The organism is Nonomuraea sp. NPDC003709, from assembly GCF_040610775.1.
Taxonomy (GTDB): Bacteria; Actinomycetota; Actinomycetes; order Streptosporangiales; family Streptosporangiaceae; genus Nonomuraea; species Nonomuraea angiospora_A.
Map to the genome: position 1 here is coordinate 59,030 of NZ_JBEXMW010000040.1, position 14,521 is coordinate 73,550.

13 protein-coding genes are annotated in these 14,521 nt (G+C 70.1%); 8 read left to right on the forward strand and 5 right to left on the reverse strand.

Features of this window, described 5'->3' with window-relative positions; genetic code table 11:
* The first annotated feature begins 357 nt into the window (after positions 1-357).
* Both ABZX61_RS60125 and ABZX61_RS60130 read left to right on the forward strand, forming a co-directional pair.
* Positions 358-765 carry a hypothetical protein gene (locus ABZX61_RS60125; protein ID WP_355210798.1) on the forward strand — a complete coding sequence of 136 codons (408 nt, stop codon included), beginning with the start codon at positions 358-360 and terminating at the stop codon, positions 763-765.
* 733 nt (positions 766-1,498) lie between these two features.
* Entirely contained in the window at positions 1,499-1,957 is a 459-nt protein-coding gene (locus tag ABZX61_RS60130; RefSeq protein WP_355210800.1) for a hypothetical protein, read from the forward strand.
* 18 nt (positions 1,958-1,975) lie between these two features.
* Here ABZX61_RS60130 and ABZX61_RS60135 read toward each other — a convergent pair whose 3' ends face one another.
* Together ABZX61_RS60135 and ABZX61_RS60140 are read right to left on the reverse strand one after the other, a co-directional pair.
* Complete coding sequence (locus tag ABZX61_RS60135) at positions 1,976-3,118, reverse strand: trypsin-like serine protease (RefSeq protein WP_355210803.1); 1,143 nt, start codon at positions 3,116-3,118, stop codon at positions 1,976-1,978.
* 55 nt (positions 3,119-3,173) lie between these two features.
* Positions 3,174-4,175 (reverse strand): peptidase, encoded by a 1,002-nt coding sequence (locus ABZX61_RS60140; RefSeq protein ID WP_355210806.1) that lies wholly within the window; start codon positions 4,173-4,175, stop codon positions 3,174-3,176.
* A gap of 198 nt (positions 4,176-4,373) precedes the next feature.
* Here ABZX61_RS60140 and dxr point away from each other — a divergent pair, with 198 nt between their 5' ends.
* From dxr to ABZX61_RS60155, 3 genes are all read left to right on the forward strand, one after another.
* The gene (dxr, locus tag ABZX61_RS60145; RefSeq protein WP_355210808.1) at positions 4,374-5,552 is read left to right on the forward strand and encodes a 1-deoxy-D-xylulose-5-phosphate reductoisomerase; all 1,179 of its coding nucleotides are present in this window, start codon (positions 4,374-4,376) and stop codon (positions 5,550-5,552) included.
* A gap of 39 nt (positions 5,553-5,591) precedes the next feature.
* Positions 5,592-6,755, forward strand: coding sequence for a flavodoxin-dependent (E)-4-hydroxy-3-methylbut-2-enyl-diphosphate synthase (gene ispG / locus ABZX61_RS60150; protein WP_355210811.1), 1,164 nt, complete (start codon positions 5,592-5,594; stop codon positions 6,753-6,755).
* Between the two features lie 218 nt (positions 6,756-6,973).
* A complete protein-coding gene (locus ABZX61_RS60155; protein WP_355210814.1) occupies positions 6,974-7,195 on the forward strand; it encodes a type II toxin-antitoxin system VapB family antitoxin in 222 nt (73 codons plus the stop codon).
* 363 nt (positions 7,196-7,558) lie between these two features.
* Here the strand turns inward: ABZX61_RS60155 and ABZX61_RS60160 are convergent, their stop codons facing one another.
* Positions 7,559-8,986 (reverse strand): aldehyde dehydrogenase family protein, encoded by a 1,428-nt coding sequence (locus ABZX61_RS60160; protein ID WP_355210817.1) that lies wholly within the window; start codon positions 8,984-8,986, stop codon positions 7,559-7,561.
* Between the two features lie 296 nt (positions 8,987-9,282).
* On the opposite strand from ABZX61_RS60160, the gene ABZX61_RS60165 reads away from it, so the two are divergent.
* Positions 9,283-9,909 (forward strand): TetR/AcrR family transcriptional regulator, encoded by a 627-nt coding sequence (locus ABZX61_RS60165; protein WP_350724389.1) that lies wholly within the window; start codon positions 9,283-9,285, stop codon positions 9,907-9,909.
* 4 nt (positions 9,910-9,913) lie between these two features.
* Here the strand turns inward: ABZX61_RS60165 and ABZX61_RS60170 are convergent, their stop codons facing one another.
* Positions 9,914-11,413, reverse strand: a complete 1,500-nt coding sequence (locus tag ABZX61_RS60170; protein ID WP_355210820.1) for a PucR family transcriptional regulator — start codon at positions 11,411-11,413, stop codon at positions 9,914-9,916.
* Between the two features lie 124 nt (positions 11,414-11,537).
* Here ABZX61_RS60170 and gabT point away from each other — a divergent pair, with 124 nt between their 5' ends.
* Together gabT and ABZX61_RS60180 are read left to right on the forward strand one after the other, a co-directional pair.
* Positions 11,538-12,866 carry a 4-aminobutyrate--2-oxoglutarate transaminase gene (gene gabT, locus ABZX61_RS60175; protein WP_355210823.1) on the forward strand — a complete coding sequence of 443 codons (1,329 nt, stop codon included), beginning with the start codon at positions 11,538-11,540 and terminating at the stop codon, positions 12,864-12,866.
* 209 nt (positions 12,867-13,075) lie between these two features.
* Complete coding sequence (locus ABZX61_RS60180) at positions 13,076-13,276, forward strand: hypothetical protein (RefSeq protein WP_350724384.1); 201 nt, start codon at positions 13,076-13,078, stop codon at positions 13,274-13,276.
* A gap of 124 nt (positions 13,277-13,400) precedes the next feature.
* On the opposite strand, the gene ABZX61_RS60185 is transcribed toward ABZX61_RS60180, so the two are convergent.
* Positions 13,401-14,519 carry an extracellular solute-binding protein gene (locus tag ABZX61_RS60185; protein WP_355210827.1) on the reverse strand — a complete coding sequence of 373 codons (1,119 nt, stop codon included), beginning with the start codon at positions 14,517-14,519 and terminating at the stop codon, positions 13,401-13,403.
* Positions 14,520-14,521 lie beyond the last annotated feature (2 nt).

Here is a 14,521-nt window from a genome sequence, read left to right on the forward strand (position 1 = left end):
GTATATCGGGGCGCGGATGGCCCGGCGACGGCCTACCAACGAGCTCATCAAGGTCGGGAACGACCTGCTGGGGCGGTGGCGTGACTGGCGTTCCGGCAAGGTGTGGCGCAGCCGTACCGAGAGGCTGGAGGCCGCGCACGCGATCCTCGTCGTCACCGCCTACCTGGAGGCACTCGAGGATTTCGAGCTGCCCTTCGACCTCAAAGAGCTGCGGTTCGGCAAGGAGCGGCCCTGCGCCGTTACGCCGACGCCTACCGGCGGCTGGCTCTGGACGTCCCGGAGTTCGCGTTCTGGGCCGGGCAGGTCGATCACCAGGCGACCCACGAGGGCCTGGCCGAGCTGCGACGACTGCTCGGCATGCTCGCCTCTGGCGCCGCGCTGCCCGCCCAGCTGGAGACCGTGTCCCGGCTGCACCGGGTCGCGCTGACCCGCCCGGTCGCCGAGACGGGGCACGTCCCGGCGGGCATGGAGCTGCCCACGCTGGACCAGGCCTACCTCGCCCCTCGTTACCAGGTCGCGGAGACGACCGCGTCCGACGACCCGAGCGCCGAGTCCTGGTGGGAAGAGGCCGAGGTCAGGGAGGATCTCGCCGGGTTCCTGGCCGGTTTCCTGACGAGCAGGGGCGCCACGGAGCGGCCGCTGGTCGTGCTCGGCTGGCACCGTTCGACCAGCAACAGATCGCGCACTGGCTGCGGATCTGGAACAGCGCCAACGCCGCCTACTTCCAGCAGCATGGACAGCGCCGGCTCACCCCCGACGTGGTGAGCCGGCAGGCCGCCCTCGCCGGGCAGCCGCTGCTCCTGCTGATGCTCGCCCTGTACGACGCCGACAGCAACGCCCTGCACTCCGCCGCCGAGCTGGGCCGGGCGGAGCTCTACGAGCGCCTGGTGAGGAGGTTCGTCGAGCGCGAGCTGGAGAAGGCGCATCCGCGTGCCGAGGTGGCCGGGCTGGTCGAGCGGGAGCTGGTGCATCTCGCGTGTGTGGCCTTCTCGATGTTCAACCGGGGGCGGCAGTGGGCGACCAGCACCGAGTTCGACCAGGATCTGATTCCTGCACGCGACCTTCGGCGAGTTCCTCATCACGCGCTTGGTGGCCGCTCTCCTCAACGAGATCGTCGGAGACGCCAACTCGGTGTTGCGCGAGGTCGACGACGGGCTGCTCAGGACATTGCTGTCCTGGGCGACGCTCTCCAGCCGCCATCCCGTCATCGACTTCCTGCAGGAGCTCTCGAAGCCGGAGTGGCAGCCGCTGATCGTCCGGCTGTTCCGGCGGTTGGAGTCGCGCGACGAGCCGCCTTACCGGTATCGCCCGTGGGAGACCGGTCCTCAGCGGCGGTTCGCCTACTACTCGGCGAACCTGGTGCTGCTCGCGCTGGTCTGCGGAGACCTGCCTGCGAGTGCGCTGATGCCGGGGCACGAACCGGTGATCCGGGAATGGCGGGGGTACGCGCTGCTGTGGCGGTCGCAGTGCGCCCGAGGAGTGGGGCAGCCTCGTCATCATGATCGACGCGGTCCCAGAGCTCTCGGACATGGCCCTCCGGCTGGGCCCGGATGCTCTTGGCCTCCCGCTCGACCCTCTGCCTAACCCGCTCCTGGACGCGCGTGGCATCATGCGATTCTTCCTCGAAGCCCGCTTCTGCTACGACGCGGACCAGATGGCGCTTTTCCAGGCCATAGTGCCGTTCATAAACGAAGTCGAGGACGACCCTGGCTGGGGGCGCGGGGCGCCGTTGCGGGGGTTGCTGGAGGTGCTGAGACTGGACAGCGGCCAGGAGCGTCGTGAGATCTACCTTCGCGCGATCAAGGACTGGCATTCGATCGAGGTCGGGCCGCTGGTCAAGGCCATACTTGGCGATCTGGCCCTGATCAGCGGCCCCGACCGGGACGAACTCCTGGCCAACCTGCCGAAGAGCAACGTCATGCAAATCGTCGCCGAAGCGCGCGAATCCCTGCGCTGATCGCCATCGGCGACTGGGCTACGCGTGCTCCGCCGTGTCGAAGAGGGCCTTGGTGGCGTCGCCGAAGTACGGGCCGTACATGGTGCGCTGGTCGTCGCTGTACTTGAAGCTGCTCACCGACGTGATCGTCCCCTTGCCCGTGGCCGGGTCGAACGTGGTCATCCACGGCCCCCCGCTCGATCCCGCCGTCATCTCGCAGCCCAGCCCCTGGTCGCGGCTCTGCCCGTACGGGTCGGCCCGCAGCCGCCCCGCGCAGTAGACCAGGTGATGCCCGTCGTACGGCGGGTCCGCGGGGTAGCCGAAGCCGAACACCTGACCCCCGCGAGCGGCGTTGAAGGCGATCTCCTGCGTGCCCACCACGTCGGCCACGTGCCTGCCGCCGGACGTGGCCAGCGCCACCATGCCCACGTCGAAGTTGTCGTCGCCACGGCTCGACCAGGGCCCGGCGACGAACATGCGGCGGGCCGCGTACTGCCCGAACCGCTGCGCCCCGCCCATCCCGTACGCCGGGACGAACGTCCAGTTGGCGGCCCACCCGCCCGCGCCGTCCTTGACGCAGTGCCCGGCGGTGACCACGACGTCCCTGTTGGCGCTGCGCACGGTGCTGGCCGAGCAGACGAAGTCCGCCCCGCGCACGGTCAGGAAGACGCGGCCGGTGGTCCTGGCCACGGCGCCGCCGGTGATCCAGCGCGAGCCGACCGTGTTGGTCTCCGGCCGCTTGGCCGCGCCCCCCTGGTCCCTCCGGACCGCCGCCACCTGGTGCCGGGGCGTGCGGCCCCACAGCCAGGCGGCCAGGCCGTCACCCGACACGCCCGTGGTCACGCCGTCGCCTCGCGGAGTCAGGCGCCGGCTCGACACGTCAGGAGCGGTGCGTATCTCCGTGTGCTCCGTCACGCCGCTCAGCAGGCCCGCGCCGTCCGTCACGCTGTCCAGCAGGTCGATCGGCAGCGCCTTGGCCATGCGCTCCGGCGTCCAGTAGTCGAGCACGCGCCGCTGCTCGGCGCTGGTGCGGGCGGCCACGTGCTCGACTATCTGGTGTCGCATCGCCCTGTGGTCGGGTGGGTCGGCCTGCTGCTGGCCGGGGGCCGCACCGAGGAGGGCGGGCCCGATCAGCCCCGCCAGAAGCGGGGCGGCCGCTAGCAGGGGGGTGCTCAAGGTCATGCCCCCCGAGTCTGCACTACGAGATGTGTTCTTGTGACTACTTTCGGTAAATACCTCAGAGTGCGTTGGTGCTCTGTGCCGCTTGGTAGACGCTCTGCGCCTCGTTCCCGAAATATGGGCCGAACATCCAGTTGGGGGCGAAGTTGTATTTGAAGCTGTTGACCGAATTCTGGGTGCCGAGGCCGGTCGACTCGTTGAAATTCAGCATCCAGGGCCCGCCGCTGGAACCGCCGGTCATGTTGCAGGTCAGGCCGTGGTCCTCGCTCGCGAGGAAGTCGTCGAAGGTCCGACCGCTGCAGTAGATGAGCTTCGAGCCATCGTACGGCGCCGCCGCCGGGTAGCCGAACCCGTACATCTGCTGTCTTCTCCCCTGGTTGAACGCGACGCCCTGGCCACCCACGACGTCCACCAGTGCCTTGCCCTCCAGCGGCGCGACGACGGCGGCGGCGACGTCGAAGTTGATGTCCTCGCTCGCGTTCCACTGCTGCGTGGTCAGCAGTTTCGTGGCCGCCCAGGTGCCCAACGGGCGGTTGCCGTTGTTGTAGCCGGGCACGAAGACCCAGTTCGTGTGGAACGTTCCGTTCAGCTTGACGCAGTGGCCGGCGGTCAGGACCACGCTCTTGTTCGCGCTGGTCACCGCCGAACCCGAGCAGGACGCGTTGCGCCCCTGCGTGGTGAAGAAGATCCGGCCGGTGGTCTTCACGACCGCGCCGGAGCCGGTCCACGGCTCGCCGGACGATCGGGCCGACTGCAACTCCGCCCCGGCACGCGTCGCCCCGGTGGGCGGCGCCGTCCACGGGGTGCCCTCGGCAGGCTCTCCCAGCGCCATCTTCGCCCCCTTCTTCGGGCCGGGCGCGTCCAGCGGCTGGGCCGCCTCCATCCGCTGCTCGGTCCAGTACGTCAGGACCTGCCGCTGCTCGGACGCGGTGTCCGCCGCCGCGTACTGGGCGGGTTTGGGCCTCATCTGTACGCCGGCCTGCGCCCCACCGGCGGGCAGCAGGACGGCGCCGCCGGCGGTGATGGTGAGGATGGAAAGCAGAACGACTGCGCGGTGCATTACGTACCTCCCGAAAACCGGACCTGGGGTACGGAAGGTAGCCGTAGCAATATCCGGATTTCTCAAGATTTGCGCATACCGATATAGCCGCATTCCGGCATTAATTCACTGCGTTATCTCGGGTCACATAAGTGCTGGGATTTCGACGCGGTCGGTGCCGCGTGCCCGAGCGCGCCCTGCAGCGGGGACAATGGACACGTGCAAGAAGAGACCCTCCGATCCGTCGTGGTGCTCGGCTCCACCGGCTCCGTCGGCACCCAGGCCCTCGATGTCATCGCCGCCAACCCCGGCGGCTTCAAGGTCGCCGGGCTGGCGGCGGGCGGCGGGCGGGTCGACCTGCTGGCCAGGCAGGCGGCGGCGTTCGGCGTCGAGGTGGTCGCGGTGGCCGACGCGGCGGCCGTGCCCGAGCTGAAGGACGCGCTGTCCGCGCACGGTGCGAAGCCCAAGGTGCTCGGCGGGCCCGAAGGGGTCGCGGAGGTGGCGGCCTGGCAGTGCGACACGGTGCTCAACGGCATCACCGGCGCGCTCGGGCTGACCTCCACGCTGGTCGCGCTGGAGGCGGGCAGGACCCTCGCGCTGGCCAACAAGGAGTCCCTGATCATCGGCGGCCCGCTGGTCAAGCGGCTCGCCAAGCCCGGCCAGATCCTCCCGGTCGACTCCGAGCACTCGGCGGTGCAGCAGTGCCTGTGGGCCTCGGGCCCCGACGGCTACGACCCCGACAGCGTCAAGCAGCTCGTGATCACGGCGAGCGGCGGGCCGTTCCGGGGGATGAAGCGCGAGGAGATGTCCGGCGTCACGCCCGAGATGGCGCTGGCCCACCCCACCTGGTCGATGGGCCCGGTCATCACGATCAACTCCGCCACCCTGGTCAACAAGGGGCTGGAGGTCATCGAGGCACACCTGCTGTTCGACTTGGGTTTCGACCGCATTGAGGTCGTGGTCCACCCGCAGTCGATCATCCACTCCATGGTGGAATACGTCGACGGCTCGACCGTGGCCCAAGCCAGCCCGCCCGACATGCGGCTGCCGATCGCGCTCGCGCTCAGCCACCCCCACCGCATCCCGGGTGCGGCACGGGCCATCGACTGGACCAAGGCGCACACGTGGACGTTCGAACCCCTCGACGACGTCGCGTTCCCCTCCGTCGCGCTGGCCAGGCACGTCGGCGGCGAGGGCGGCACCGCGCCCGCCGTCTACAACGCGGCCAACGAGGCGTGCCTCGACGCGTTCATGCGGGGCGAGCTGCCGTTCCTGGCGATCGTCGACACCGTGGCCAAGGTGGTCGAGGAGCACCAGGTCACCCCGGCCGACTCGGTCGAGGAGGTGCTCGCGGCCGACGCCTGGGCCCGGGCCCGCGCGATCGAGCTGTCCCGCTGACTACCTAGACTGGAAACCGTCGTCACAGTAAGGGTTGAAATGTCTTCTGTAGCTCTCGGTATCCCGACGGTCCGTCCCAAGCCGCTCGCCGAACGCCGACACTCCCGCCAGATCATGGTCGGCAGCGTCCCCGTGGGCGGCGACGCACCCGTCTCGGTGCAGTCGATGACGACCACGGTGACCGCCGACGTCAACTCAACGTTGCAGCAGATCGCGGAGCTCACGGCGTCCGGCTGCCAGATCGTACGCGTGGCCGTGCCGTCCCAGGACGACGCCGACGCGCTGCCGATCATCGCCAAGAAGTCGCAGATCCCGGTCATCGCCGACATCCACTTCCAGCCGAAGTACGTCTTCGCCGCCATCGAGGCGGGCTGCGCGGCGGTTCGGGTCAACCCCGGCAACATCAAGAAATTCGACGACAAGGTGGGCGAGATCGCCCGGGCGGCGGCCGACCACGGGGTGCCGATCCGCATCGGCGTCAACGCCGGGTCGCTCGACCCGCGCCTGCTCCAGAAGTACGGCAAGGCCACGCCCGAGGCCCTGGTGGAGTCGGCGCTCTGGGAGTGCTCGCTGTTCGAGGAGCACGGGTTCCGCGACATCAAGATCTCGGTCAAGCACAACGACCCGGTCGTGATGATCAACGCGTACCGGCTGCTCGCCGCCAAGTGCGACTACCCGCTCCACCTGGGCGTCACCGAGGCCGGCCCCGCCTTCCAGGGGACCATCAAGTCCTCCGTCGCCTTCGGCGCGCTGCTGGCGGAGGGCATCGGCGACACGATCCGCGTCTCCCTCTCCGCGCCTCCCGTGGAGGAGGTCAAGGTCGGCGCCCAGATCCTGGAGTCGCTCGGGCTGCGCGAGCGCGGCCTGGAGATCGTCTCCTGCCCGTCGTGCGGCCGGGCCCAGGTGGACGTCTACACCCTCGCCGACCAGGTGCACGCCGGCCTGGAGGGCCTGAAGGTGCCGCTGCGGGTGGCCGTGATGGGCTGCGTCGTCAACGGCCCCGGGGAGGCCCGGGAGGCGGACCTGGGGGTGGCCTCGGGCAACGGCAAGGGGCAGATCTTCGTCAAGGGCGAGGTCATCAAGACGGTGCCGGAGTCGCAGATCGTGGAGACCCTGATCGAGGAGGCGCTCCGGCTGGCCGAGGAGATGGGCGTCGACGTCGACCTCGACGACGACTCCGGCCCCCAGGTCATCGTCAGCTGATGGCTTCTGATGCCGGCTTCCTCCGGCCGGCGGGAGGGCTGTCATCCCCAGATATCGGTGGCCGGCAGAGCCCATAGCCGGTCACCGAGCGACAAGCGGCGCCGATCTGATGACACAGCCCGTGACCTGGTCGACGTCGTAACCAGCGGGAGCAGCGATCGGCCACGAGCTACGCGAAGCCACCGGCCAGGTGACGAGACCGAGAGTGTCGAGTGACCATGAGCCACGACCTCGCTCGCCGAGTCATCCGGCTGGCGGAGGAAACCCAACATGCCGCCCAAGCGCTCGAACGCCGTCTGGAAGCGCTGGAACGCCGTAACGAAGCCGCCGGCAGAGCCGAACGCATCCTGACCATCGCGGCTGACATGCGCAGCCATCTCGGCCGCGACAAGCCGTCCACCGATCACCTCTACGACCCGGACACGGGCCTGCCCGCATGATCATCGACTCCAGTGCCCATCACCGCCGGTGAGTGACGCTCTGGCAATCCCGGCAGAGGTGGAGCCGCAGTCCGTGCGGTCGGTGTCGGCCGACCAACCCGAGCCTCACAGCCAAACGCGAGGGCGCGAACGCAGCCCAGTGCGGGAAAGGCTGGGACTGGTCGTGCCCACGCTGGATCCCCGGCTCGCCCGGCTGACTCACGCTCTGGTGGGCGGCACTCCCGCTTACCGTCGCGAACACATTCCACGCACGCTCGTCGCAACTCGACGGCCGGCTCAAGCACGGTGCTGAATGCTTGCCACCCGCTCTTCCGCGAGGCGCTTAACCTCCTCACGGAAGAGCCAGACCTGCGCGACCCCGCTCTAAAGAGACAAGCCCGTGAGCACCATGACCTTCTCGTACGTGAGGTCGTCCATCGCCGAGTGGAGACCCTCGCGTCCGATCCCCGAGTCCTTCACCCCGCCGTACGGCATCTGGTCGGCCCGGTACGAGGGGACGTCGCCGATGATCACGCCGCCCACCTCCAGCTCCCGGTTCGCCCGGAAGGCGGCGTCCAGGGAGCGGGTGAACACGCCGGCCTGCAGGCCGTACTTCGAGTCGTTGACCATCGCGTACGCCTCGTCGATCGAGGCGGCGCGCTGGAGGATCATGACGGGGCCGAAGACCTCCTCGCACGCCACCTTGGCGTCGTGCGGGACGTCGGCGAGCACGGTCGGGGCGATCGTGGCGCCCTCGCGGGTGCCGCCGGCCAGGACGCGGGCGCCCGCGGCGACGGCCTCCTCGACCCACTGCTCCACGCGCTTCGCGGCGGCCTCCGAGACCAGCGGGCCCACCTGGGTCTTCTCGTCCGCCGGGTCGCCGGTGACGAGGCCGGAGACGGCCGGGAGGAGGCGCTCGACGAAGGCGTCGTACACGGGCTGCTCGACGATGACCCGCTGCACGGCGATGCAGCTCTGGCCGGCCTGGTAGTTGGAGAAGAGGGCGATGCGCTGCGCGGCCCAGTCGAGGTCGGCGTCGGACAGCACGACGGCGGCCGCGTTGCCGCCCAGTTCGAGCGTCACGTGCTTGCGCGGGACCTGGTCGGCGATGGCGTACCCGACGGGCGCGGAGCCCGTGAACGACACCACCGGGAGCCGGGGGTCCTGGACGAGCGCGGAGGCGCGCTCGTTCTCGATCGGCAGCACCGAGAACATCCCCGCGGGCAGGTCCGTCTCCGCCAGGATCTCGCCGAGCACGAGCGAGGAGAGCGGCGTGGCGGGGGCGGGCTTGACGATGACGGGGGCGCCGACGGCGATGGCGGGGGCGACCTTGTGGGCGACCAGGTTCAGCGGGAAGTTGAACGGGGTGATCGCCAGGACGGGCCCGTACGGGACGCGCGAGACGTACGCCAACCGCCCGGCCGCGGCGGGCTCGGTGTCGAGCCGCTGCACGTCGCCGGACCAGCGGCGGGCCTCCTCGGCGGCGAACCGGAACGTGGCGACGGCGCGGTTGACCTCGCCGCGCGCCCAGAAGATCGGCTTGCCGTTCTCGGCCGTGATCAGGTGGGCGATCTCGTCGGCCCGCTCGGCGAGCCGGCGCGACACGTGGGCCAGCGCCTCGGCCCGCACGTGCACGGGCAGCGCGGCGGCCTCCCGCGCCACCGCGTGCGCGGTCGCGATGGCCTCTTCGACCTGGGCATCTGTCGGTACGGAGTGCCGCCCGACCACGCGGCCGTCATCGGGGTTGGTCACAGTGAGCTCGGAGTCCCCGGTCGCGGCGCGGCCGGCCAGCCAGAAGGTACGCACGTCCATACACATGACGTTATGCCAAGCTGGAGATGGGGGATTTACACCATGGTGCACAAGACTCCCACCAGGGCTCACCGTTAAGTACAAGCCCCCTGGTATACCCATGATGTAACAGAAGTAGACCCAATTCGGGATGTTTACCATGCGGAGTGGTTTGAGCGATCTCCGCCATGGCTAAGTCATCGTTTGCGGGTCTCCAGCGCGGCGGGCCCCCGATCTGAGAAAGGCGTGGGCCCCGTGACCGAACAGCGTGAGGTCACAAGGACGCATAGCTGCTCCTTGGCTGCAAAGGAGGCCTCATGAGTTCGGCCCCGCTGGGGCTGCAAGGCGCCTACCTGCTGGGTGAGCGCGCCACCCACGACGAACTTCGCTCCCGTCTCCTCGACGTGGCGGTGAACCTCCTCGAGAGCGACGGGCCAGAGAGCCTGACCATGCGCCGGATCGCGGTCGAGGCGGGCTGCACGACGACCGTCATCTACACGATGTTCGGCAACAGGGAAGGACTGGCGGAGGCGCTCTACCTGGAGGGGTTCGAGCGGTTCCGACGCTTTCTGGAGGCGGTGCCGACACGGCGCAACCCGTTCGAGCACCTGAGCGCGCTCGGGCCCGCGTACCGCCAGGCGTGCCTGTCGGAGCCCGGTTACTACAGCCTGATGTTCGAGCGGGCGATCCCCGGTTTCGAACCCAGCGAGCGCGCCAGGACCCTGGCCCGCGCCGCCCTGAACATCCTCGACCGGGTGATCGCCGACTGCATCTCCGCCGGCTACCTGGTCCCGACCCAGCCCCGCAAGATCGCGGACGCGCTGTGGGCGGCGGCCCAGGGGGCCATCAGCTTGGAACGCGCCGGTCACCTGCGCGACGGGCGCACGTACGAAGCGGTGACGACGGCGACCATCTGCTGCTACCGGGTGGAGAAGCAGGATTAGCGCGTCATCGGCGCACGGCTTCGAGCGCGAGCCACAGCTCGGCGCGCACGCCCGGATCGTCGAGGTCGCGGCCCAGCAGCTCGGTGACACGTTTCATGCGGTAACGCAGGGTGTGGCGGTGCACGCCGAGCCGCTGCGCCGCCGCGTCCCAGTGGCCGTTGCTGTCGAGGTACGCGCGTAGCGACTCGACCAGGTCGGCCCGGGACCCGTACGCGGTGAGCGGGGCCAGCAGCGCGGCGGCGAACGCCTGAGCGGCGGCCCGGTCGAGCAGCCCGAGCAGCCCCTGCCCGGCCAGCTCCCCGAACTTCACCACCCGGCCGTGCCCCTTCCCCGGCGCCCCGCCGCTCCCGGGTGCCGCCGCCAGGGCGCGCCTCGCCTGGTCCAGCGCGCCGTTCAGGCCCTCGGGGGCGTAACCGCACGGCAGGCTCACGCCCACCGGCGCGTCCGCCTCCAGCGCCACCTTCTCCGCCACGGTGTCGGGCACGAGGGCGACGGCCAGCGGACGCTCCCCCAAGGAGGCAAGCAGCGCCGCGAACGCGAGCGGCTCCAGCGCCTCCAGCGCGTCGGCGCCCGCCGCCAGCACCGCCAGCGGCTCCTCAGGGAGCCGCCCGCCGAGCGGCCCCAGCACCGCCCGCGCCTGCTCCCCCGCGCCCGACAGCAGCAGCTCCAGTACGGCGGAGCGGGCCCGCCGCGCGGCCTCCAGCTGGGTCCTGCCCTGCTCCAGCGCCAGCGTGAGCAGGGATCCCGCGGCGTTGATCACCGTGTGGGTGACGGGCGAGAAGGGCCGGCCGGCCCCGACGGCGAAGAAGCCGCGTGGCCGCGCACCGCCGCCCAGCGGCTGCACCACGATGTGCTCCCCCGGCCCCGACAACGCCAGGCTCGCGGGCAGCAGCCCACCACCGCCGGGCTCCAGGAGGCGGGGCTCTGGGGGGCGGGTGGCGGTGCGGAGGCGGGAGAGCTCGGAGACGACGGCGTCCGTGTTGGCCCCGCGCGTGGCATGACGGACCTCGCCCGCCTCGTCCAGCAGCGCGGCCCACCCCCCGACCTCCTTGGCGAGCCGGTCGATCACCGCGTGCATGCCCTCCGGCCGGAGCGCCGCCCGCGTCAGGCGGCCCTGGGCGGCGAAGGCGCGGCTGATCTCGTCGTACTGCTCGGCCGCCAGCAGCTCGCTGACCCCCTTGCCGATCGCGATGAACGGGGTCTCGCGCGGCACCTCGAACAGCGGCAGCCCCGCCTCCTCGGCAGCGGCCACCAGGGCCGGGGGCACCTCCTCGTGCGAGACGCCGACCCCGAAGCCCAGCCCGGCGACGCCGCGGGTCACGAGGCGGGCGACATACTGGGACTGGTCGCCTTCCATCCGCATGCCCGTGGTGAGGAGGAGTTCCCCGCCCTCCAGGTACGGTGTCGGGTCCGCGAGCTCGCTGACCGCCACCCAGCGCACCGCGGCGTCCAGCACGCCGCGGGCCCCATGGCCGGGAATTCCGGCCACCGGCCGGAGCCTCATGCGGCGTACGACGGTCCGGAGCGTAGGTGGCATGCGAAATTTGTCCATTCCGGCAAAGACGACCACCTTCAGTGTGACATATCGACGTATCGGCGCAGGTGGGAGCCCGCCGTAGCGTCGAATCATGAGCATTCCCCAGGAGCGGCGCGTCGTGACCGCGATCCCAGGCCCCAAGTCGCAGGAATTGCTGGCCCGCAAGCAGGCCGCCGTCCCGCCCGGCATCGGCACCACGCTGCCGGTCTTCGTCACCCGCGCCGGCGGCGGCGTGGTGCAGGACGCCGACGGGAACTCGCTGATCGACTTCGGTTCCGGCATCGCCGTGACCAACGTGGGCAACGCCGCGCCCAAGGTCGTCGAACGCGTCCAGAAGCAGGTCGCCGACTTCACCCACACCTGTTTCATGGTCACCCCGTACGAGTCGTACGTCCGGGTGTGCGAGAAGCTCAACGAGCTGACCCCGGGTGAGCACGAGAAGCGCACGTTCCTGGTGAACTCGGGCGCCGAGGCCGTGGAGAACGCGGTCAAGATCGCCAGGCACGCGACGGGCAGGCAGGCCGTCGTCGTGTTCGACCACGGCTACCACGGCCGCACGCTGCTCACGATGACGCTGACGGCCAAGAACATGCCGTACAAGCACGGATTCGGCCCGTTCGCGCCCGAGGTGTACCGGGTACCGCTGGCGTACCCGTACCGCTGGCCCACCGGCCCCGAGAACTGCGCCGAGGAGGCCGCGGCCCAGGCCATCGACATGATCACCAAGCAGATCGGCCCGGGCAACGTGGCCGCCGTGGTGATCGAGCCGATCGCGGGCGAGGGCGGGTTCATCGAGCCGGCCAGGGGCTTCCTGCCGCGCATCGCGGAGTTCTGCAAGGCCAACGGCATCGTGTTCGTGGCCGACGAGGTGCAGACCGGCTTCGCCCGGACGGGCGACCTATTCGCCTGCGAGGACGAGGGCGTCGTACCGGACATCATCACCACGGCCAAGGGCATCGCGGGCGGCCTGCCGCTGGCCGCCGTGACCGGGCGCGCGGAGATCATGGACAAGGTGCACGCCGGCGGCCTCGGCGGCACGTACGGCGGCAACCCCCTGGCCTGCGAGGCCGCGCTCGGCGTGCTGGAGACCATCGAGGAGGAGGACCTGGTCGCGAAGGCCCGCCGGATCGGCCAGATCATGATCCCCCGCCTCAAGGCCCTGCAGGAGCGCTTCGACGTGATCGGCGACGTCCGCGGCCGGGGCGCGATGATCGCGATCGAGCTGGTCGAGCCGGGCACCAAGGAGCCGAACCCCACCGCCGTCCAGGAGGTCGTCAAGCGCTGCCACGCCGAGGGCCTGCTGGTCCTGACCGCGGGCACGTACGGAAACGTCCTGCGCTTCCTGCCCCCGCTCGTCATCCCCGAGCACCTTCTTGAGGAGGGCCTCGGAATCCTGGAGAAGGCGATCGCGGAACTCTAGAACAAACCCCATCAATCGGGCATCCGGCTTGCGGCTGGATGTCCGATTTTGTGGTGTAAGTGGCGTCGCTCGGGTAGAGAATTCACCCTGACTTGACGCTCAGCAGGACACTCACGGCCACGGTCAGGGTTATAACGGTTCCGGTATACGGATGGGCGATGACTGCAGGAAGCATGATGAGCTGGAGTCCGACCAGAACGGCGCGGAGTATGTTGACGTTCGACCCTGAAGGCCTGACCTGGGCCCAGCGCGAGGGCGACGCCTGCGTCGTCTGTCACAAGAGATGGCCGCGACCCCGCGTGCGCGTGGGGCGCCTGCCCGACGACTCGTCAGTCCTGGCCTGTGGCGACTGCGCCGAGGCCCTTCTGCCCACACCCAAGTCGACCGTGGTGGCCTTCCCGTCCCGCTGAGCGAGCGCGCTCTGACGAGACGCCCCGGGACGGGGGGGGAAGGCCCGGGGCGTCCCTTGCGGGCCGCGCCCAGGGGGGAACGGGCGCGCCCGCGGCACTGTCACAGGGGGATCGGCCGCCCGCCTCATTTGGCGAGCTTCTGCCACCTATCCAGCCAAGTGAGATAATCCGTACATTCCCCATCTTCCGCCCGGCAATCCCCGGGCGGCCGTACGGCGAAAGCGACCCGGTCGAGCTTCTTGCCTCTCCCGTACAGGTCGCACATCGGCTTGGCCCGCCCCTTGCACGCCTTGGCGTTGGCCGGGGCCAGCCCCACCCAGGCGGCGGCGTCGCGCTGCGCGTTCGCCGCGGTCACCCAGTTGAGCCACCGGTAGGCGCAGGTGGTGTCGGGGACGTTCGCGCCGAGCATCCAGGAGTCCACCCACCCGGTCGTCTCGGGCGTCTGGAGCGCCTTGACCGGCTTCCCGGCCTTCTGCAGGAGCAGGCGGTAGTACGGGGTGGCCTGGGCGTAGTCGAGCGACCCGGTCGCGAACCCCTGCACCAGGTCGATCGGGCTGCCCCAGTACGTGCGCGCCTTGCCCTGCTCGAGCAGCCCCACCGCGCGGTCGAGCTGGTCCTTGGTCAGCTCGTACGGGTCCTTCGCCGAGCCGTCGGCCAGCGCGGCGTCGGCGATCGTCAGCGGGCTGTCCTTGAGCGCCACCCGGTCGGAGGCGAACGCCTGCCGGAGATCGCCCTTGACCTTGGTCGAGTCGTAGATGAACTCGTGATAGCCCCACAGGTACGGGACCCCGTACACCTTGCCGGACACGGTGGACATGTCGCGGAAGCGCTTGTCGATGTCGTCGTAGCCGCTCACCTTGGCCGGGTCGATGGGCTGCGCCTGCTTGTCCTCGATCAGCTTGGCGGCCAGCACGGGCCCGGCGGAGATGATGTCGTACGCCCGCTGGCGGGAGAAGTCCTCCATCTCCTTCGCGCTCTGCACGGTGTCGAGCTTGGCGATCCGGCAGCCGGTCTCCTTCTCGAAGTTGCCGACCCAGTTGACCTTGGGGCTGGTGCCGCCGTACTCGGCGTAACCGCGGTAGGTGAGGATCTGGAGCGTGCCGTCGCTCTGCGTCGCGCTCGGCGTGGGGGTGGGGCTGGAGCTGGGAGCACGCGTGGGGGTGGGGGTCGGACGGGCCGCGCCCATGCCTGCGATCAGTGCCGACGCGGCGAGCGCCAGGGCATAACCACGACGACGATTCACGA

Coding starts and splice junctions, on each gene's coding strand:
- ABZX61_RS60160 (WP_355210817.1), bottom strand. CDS start 8,986: ATGGACGTGCGTACCTTCTGGCTGGCCGGCCGCGCCGCGACCGGGGAC.
- ABZX61_RS60125 (WP_355210798.1), top strand. CDS start 358: ATGCTCGCCTCTGGCGCCGCGCTGCCCGCCCAGCTGGAGACCGTGTCC.
- gabT (WP_355210823.1), top strand. CDS start 11,538: ATGAGCATTCCCCAGGAGCGGCGCGTCGTGACCGCGATCCCAGGCCCC.
- ispG (WP_355210811.1), top strand. CDS start 5,592: ATGTCTTCTGTAGCTCTCGGTATCCCGACGGTCCGTCCCAAGCCGCTC.
- ABZX61_RS60180 (WP_350724384.1), top strand. CDS start 13,076: ATGTTGACGTTCGACCCTGAAGGCCTGACCTGGGCCCAGCGCGAGGGC.
- ABZX61_RS60155 (WP_355210814.1), top strand. CDS start 6,974: ATGAGCCACGACCTCGCTCGCCGAGTCATCCGGCTGGCGGAGGAAACC.
- ABZX61_RS60135 (WP_355210803.1), bottom strand. CDS start 3,118: ATGACCTTGAGCACCCCCCTGCTAGCGGCCGCCCCGCTTCTGGCGGGG.
- ABZX61_RS60130 (WP_355210800.1), top strand. CDS start 1,499: ATGATCGACGCGGTCCCAGAGCTCTCGGACATGGCCCTCCGGCTGGGC.
- ABZX61_RS60140 (WP_355210806.1), bottom strand. CDS start 4,175: ATGCACCGCGCAGTCGTTCTGCTTTCCATCCTCACCATCACCGCCGGC.
- ABZX61_RS60165 (WP_350724389.1), top strand. CDS start 9,283: ATGAGTTCGGCCCCGCTGGGGCTGCAAGGCGCCTACCTGCTGGGTGAG.
- ABZX61_RS60170 (WP_355210820.1), bottom strand. CDS start 11,413: ATGAGGCTCCGGCCGGTGGCCGGAATTCCCGGCCATGGGGCCCGCGGC.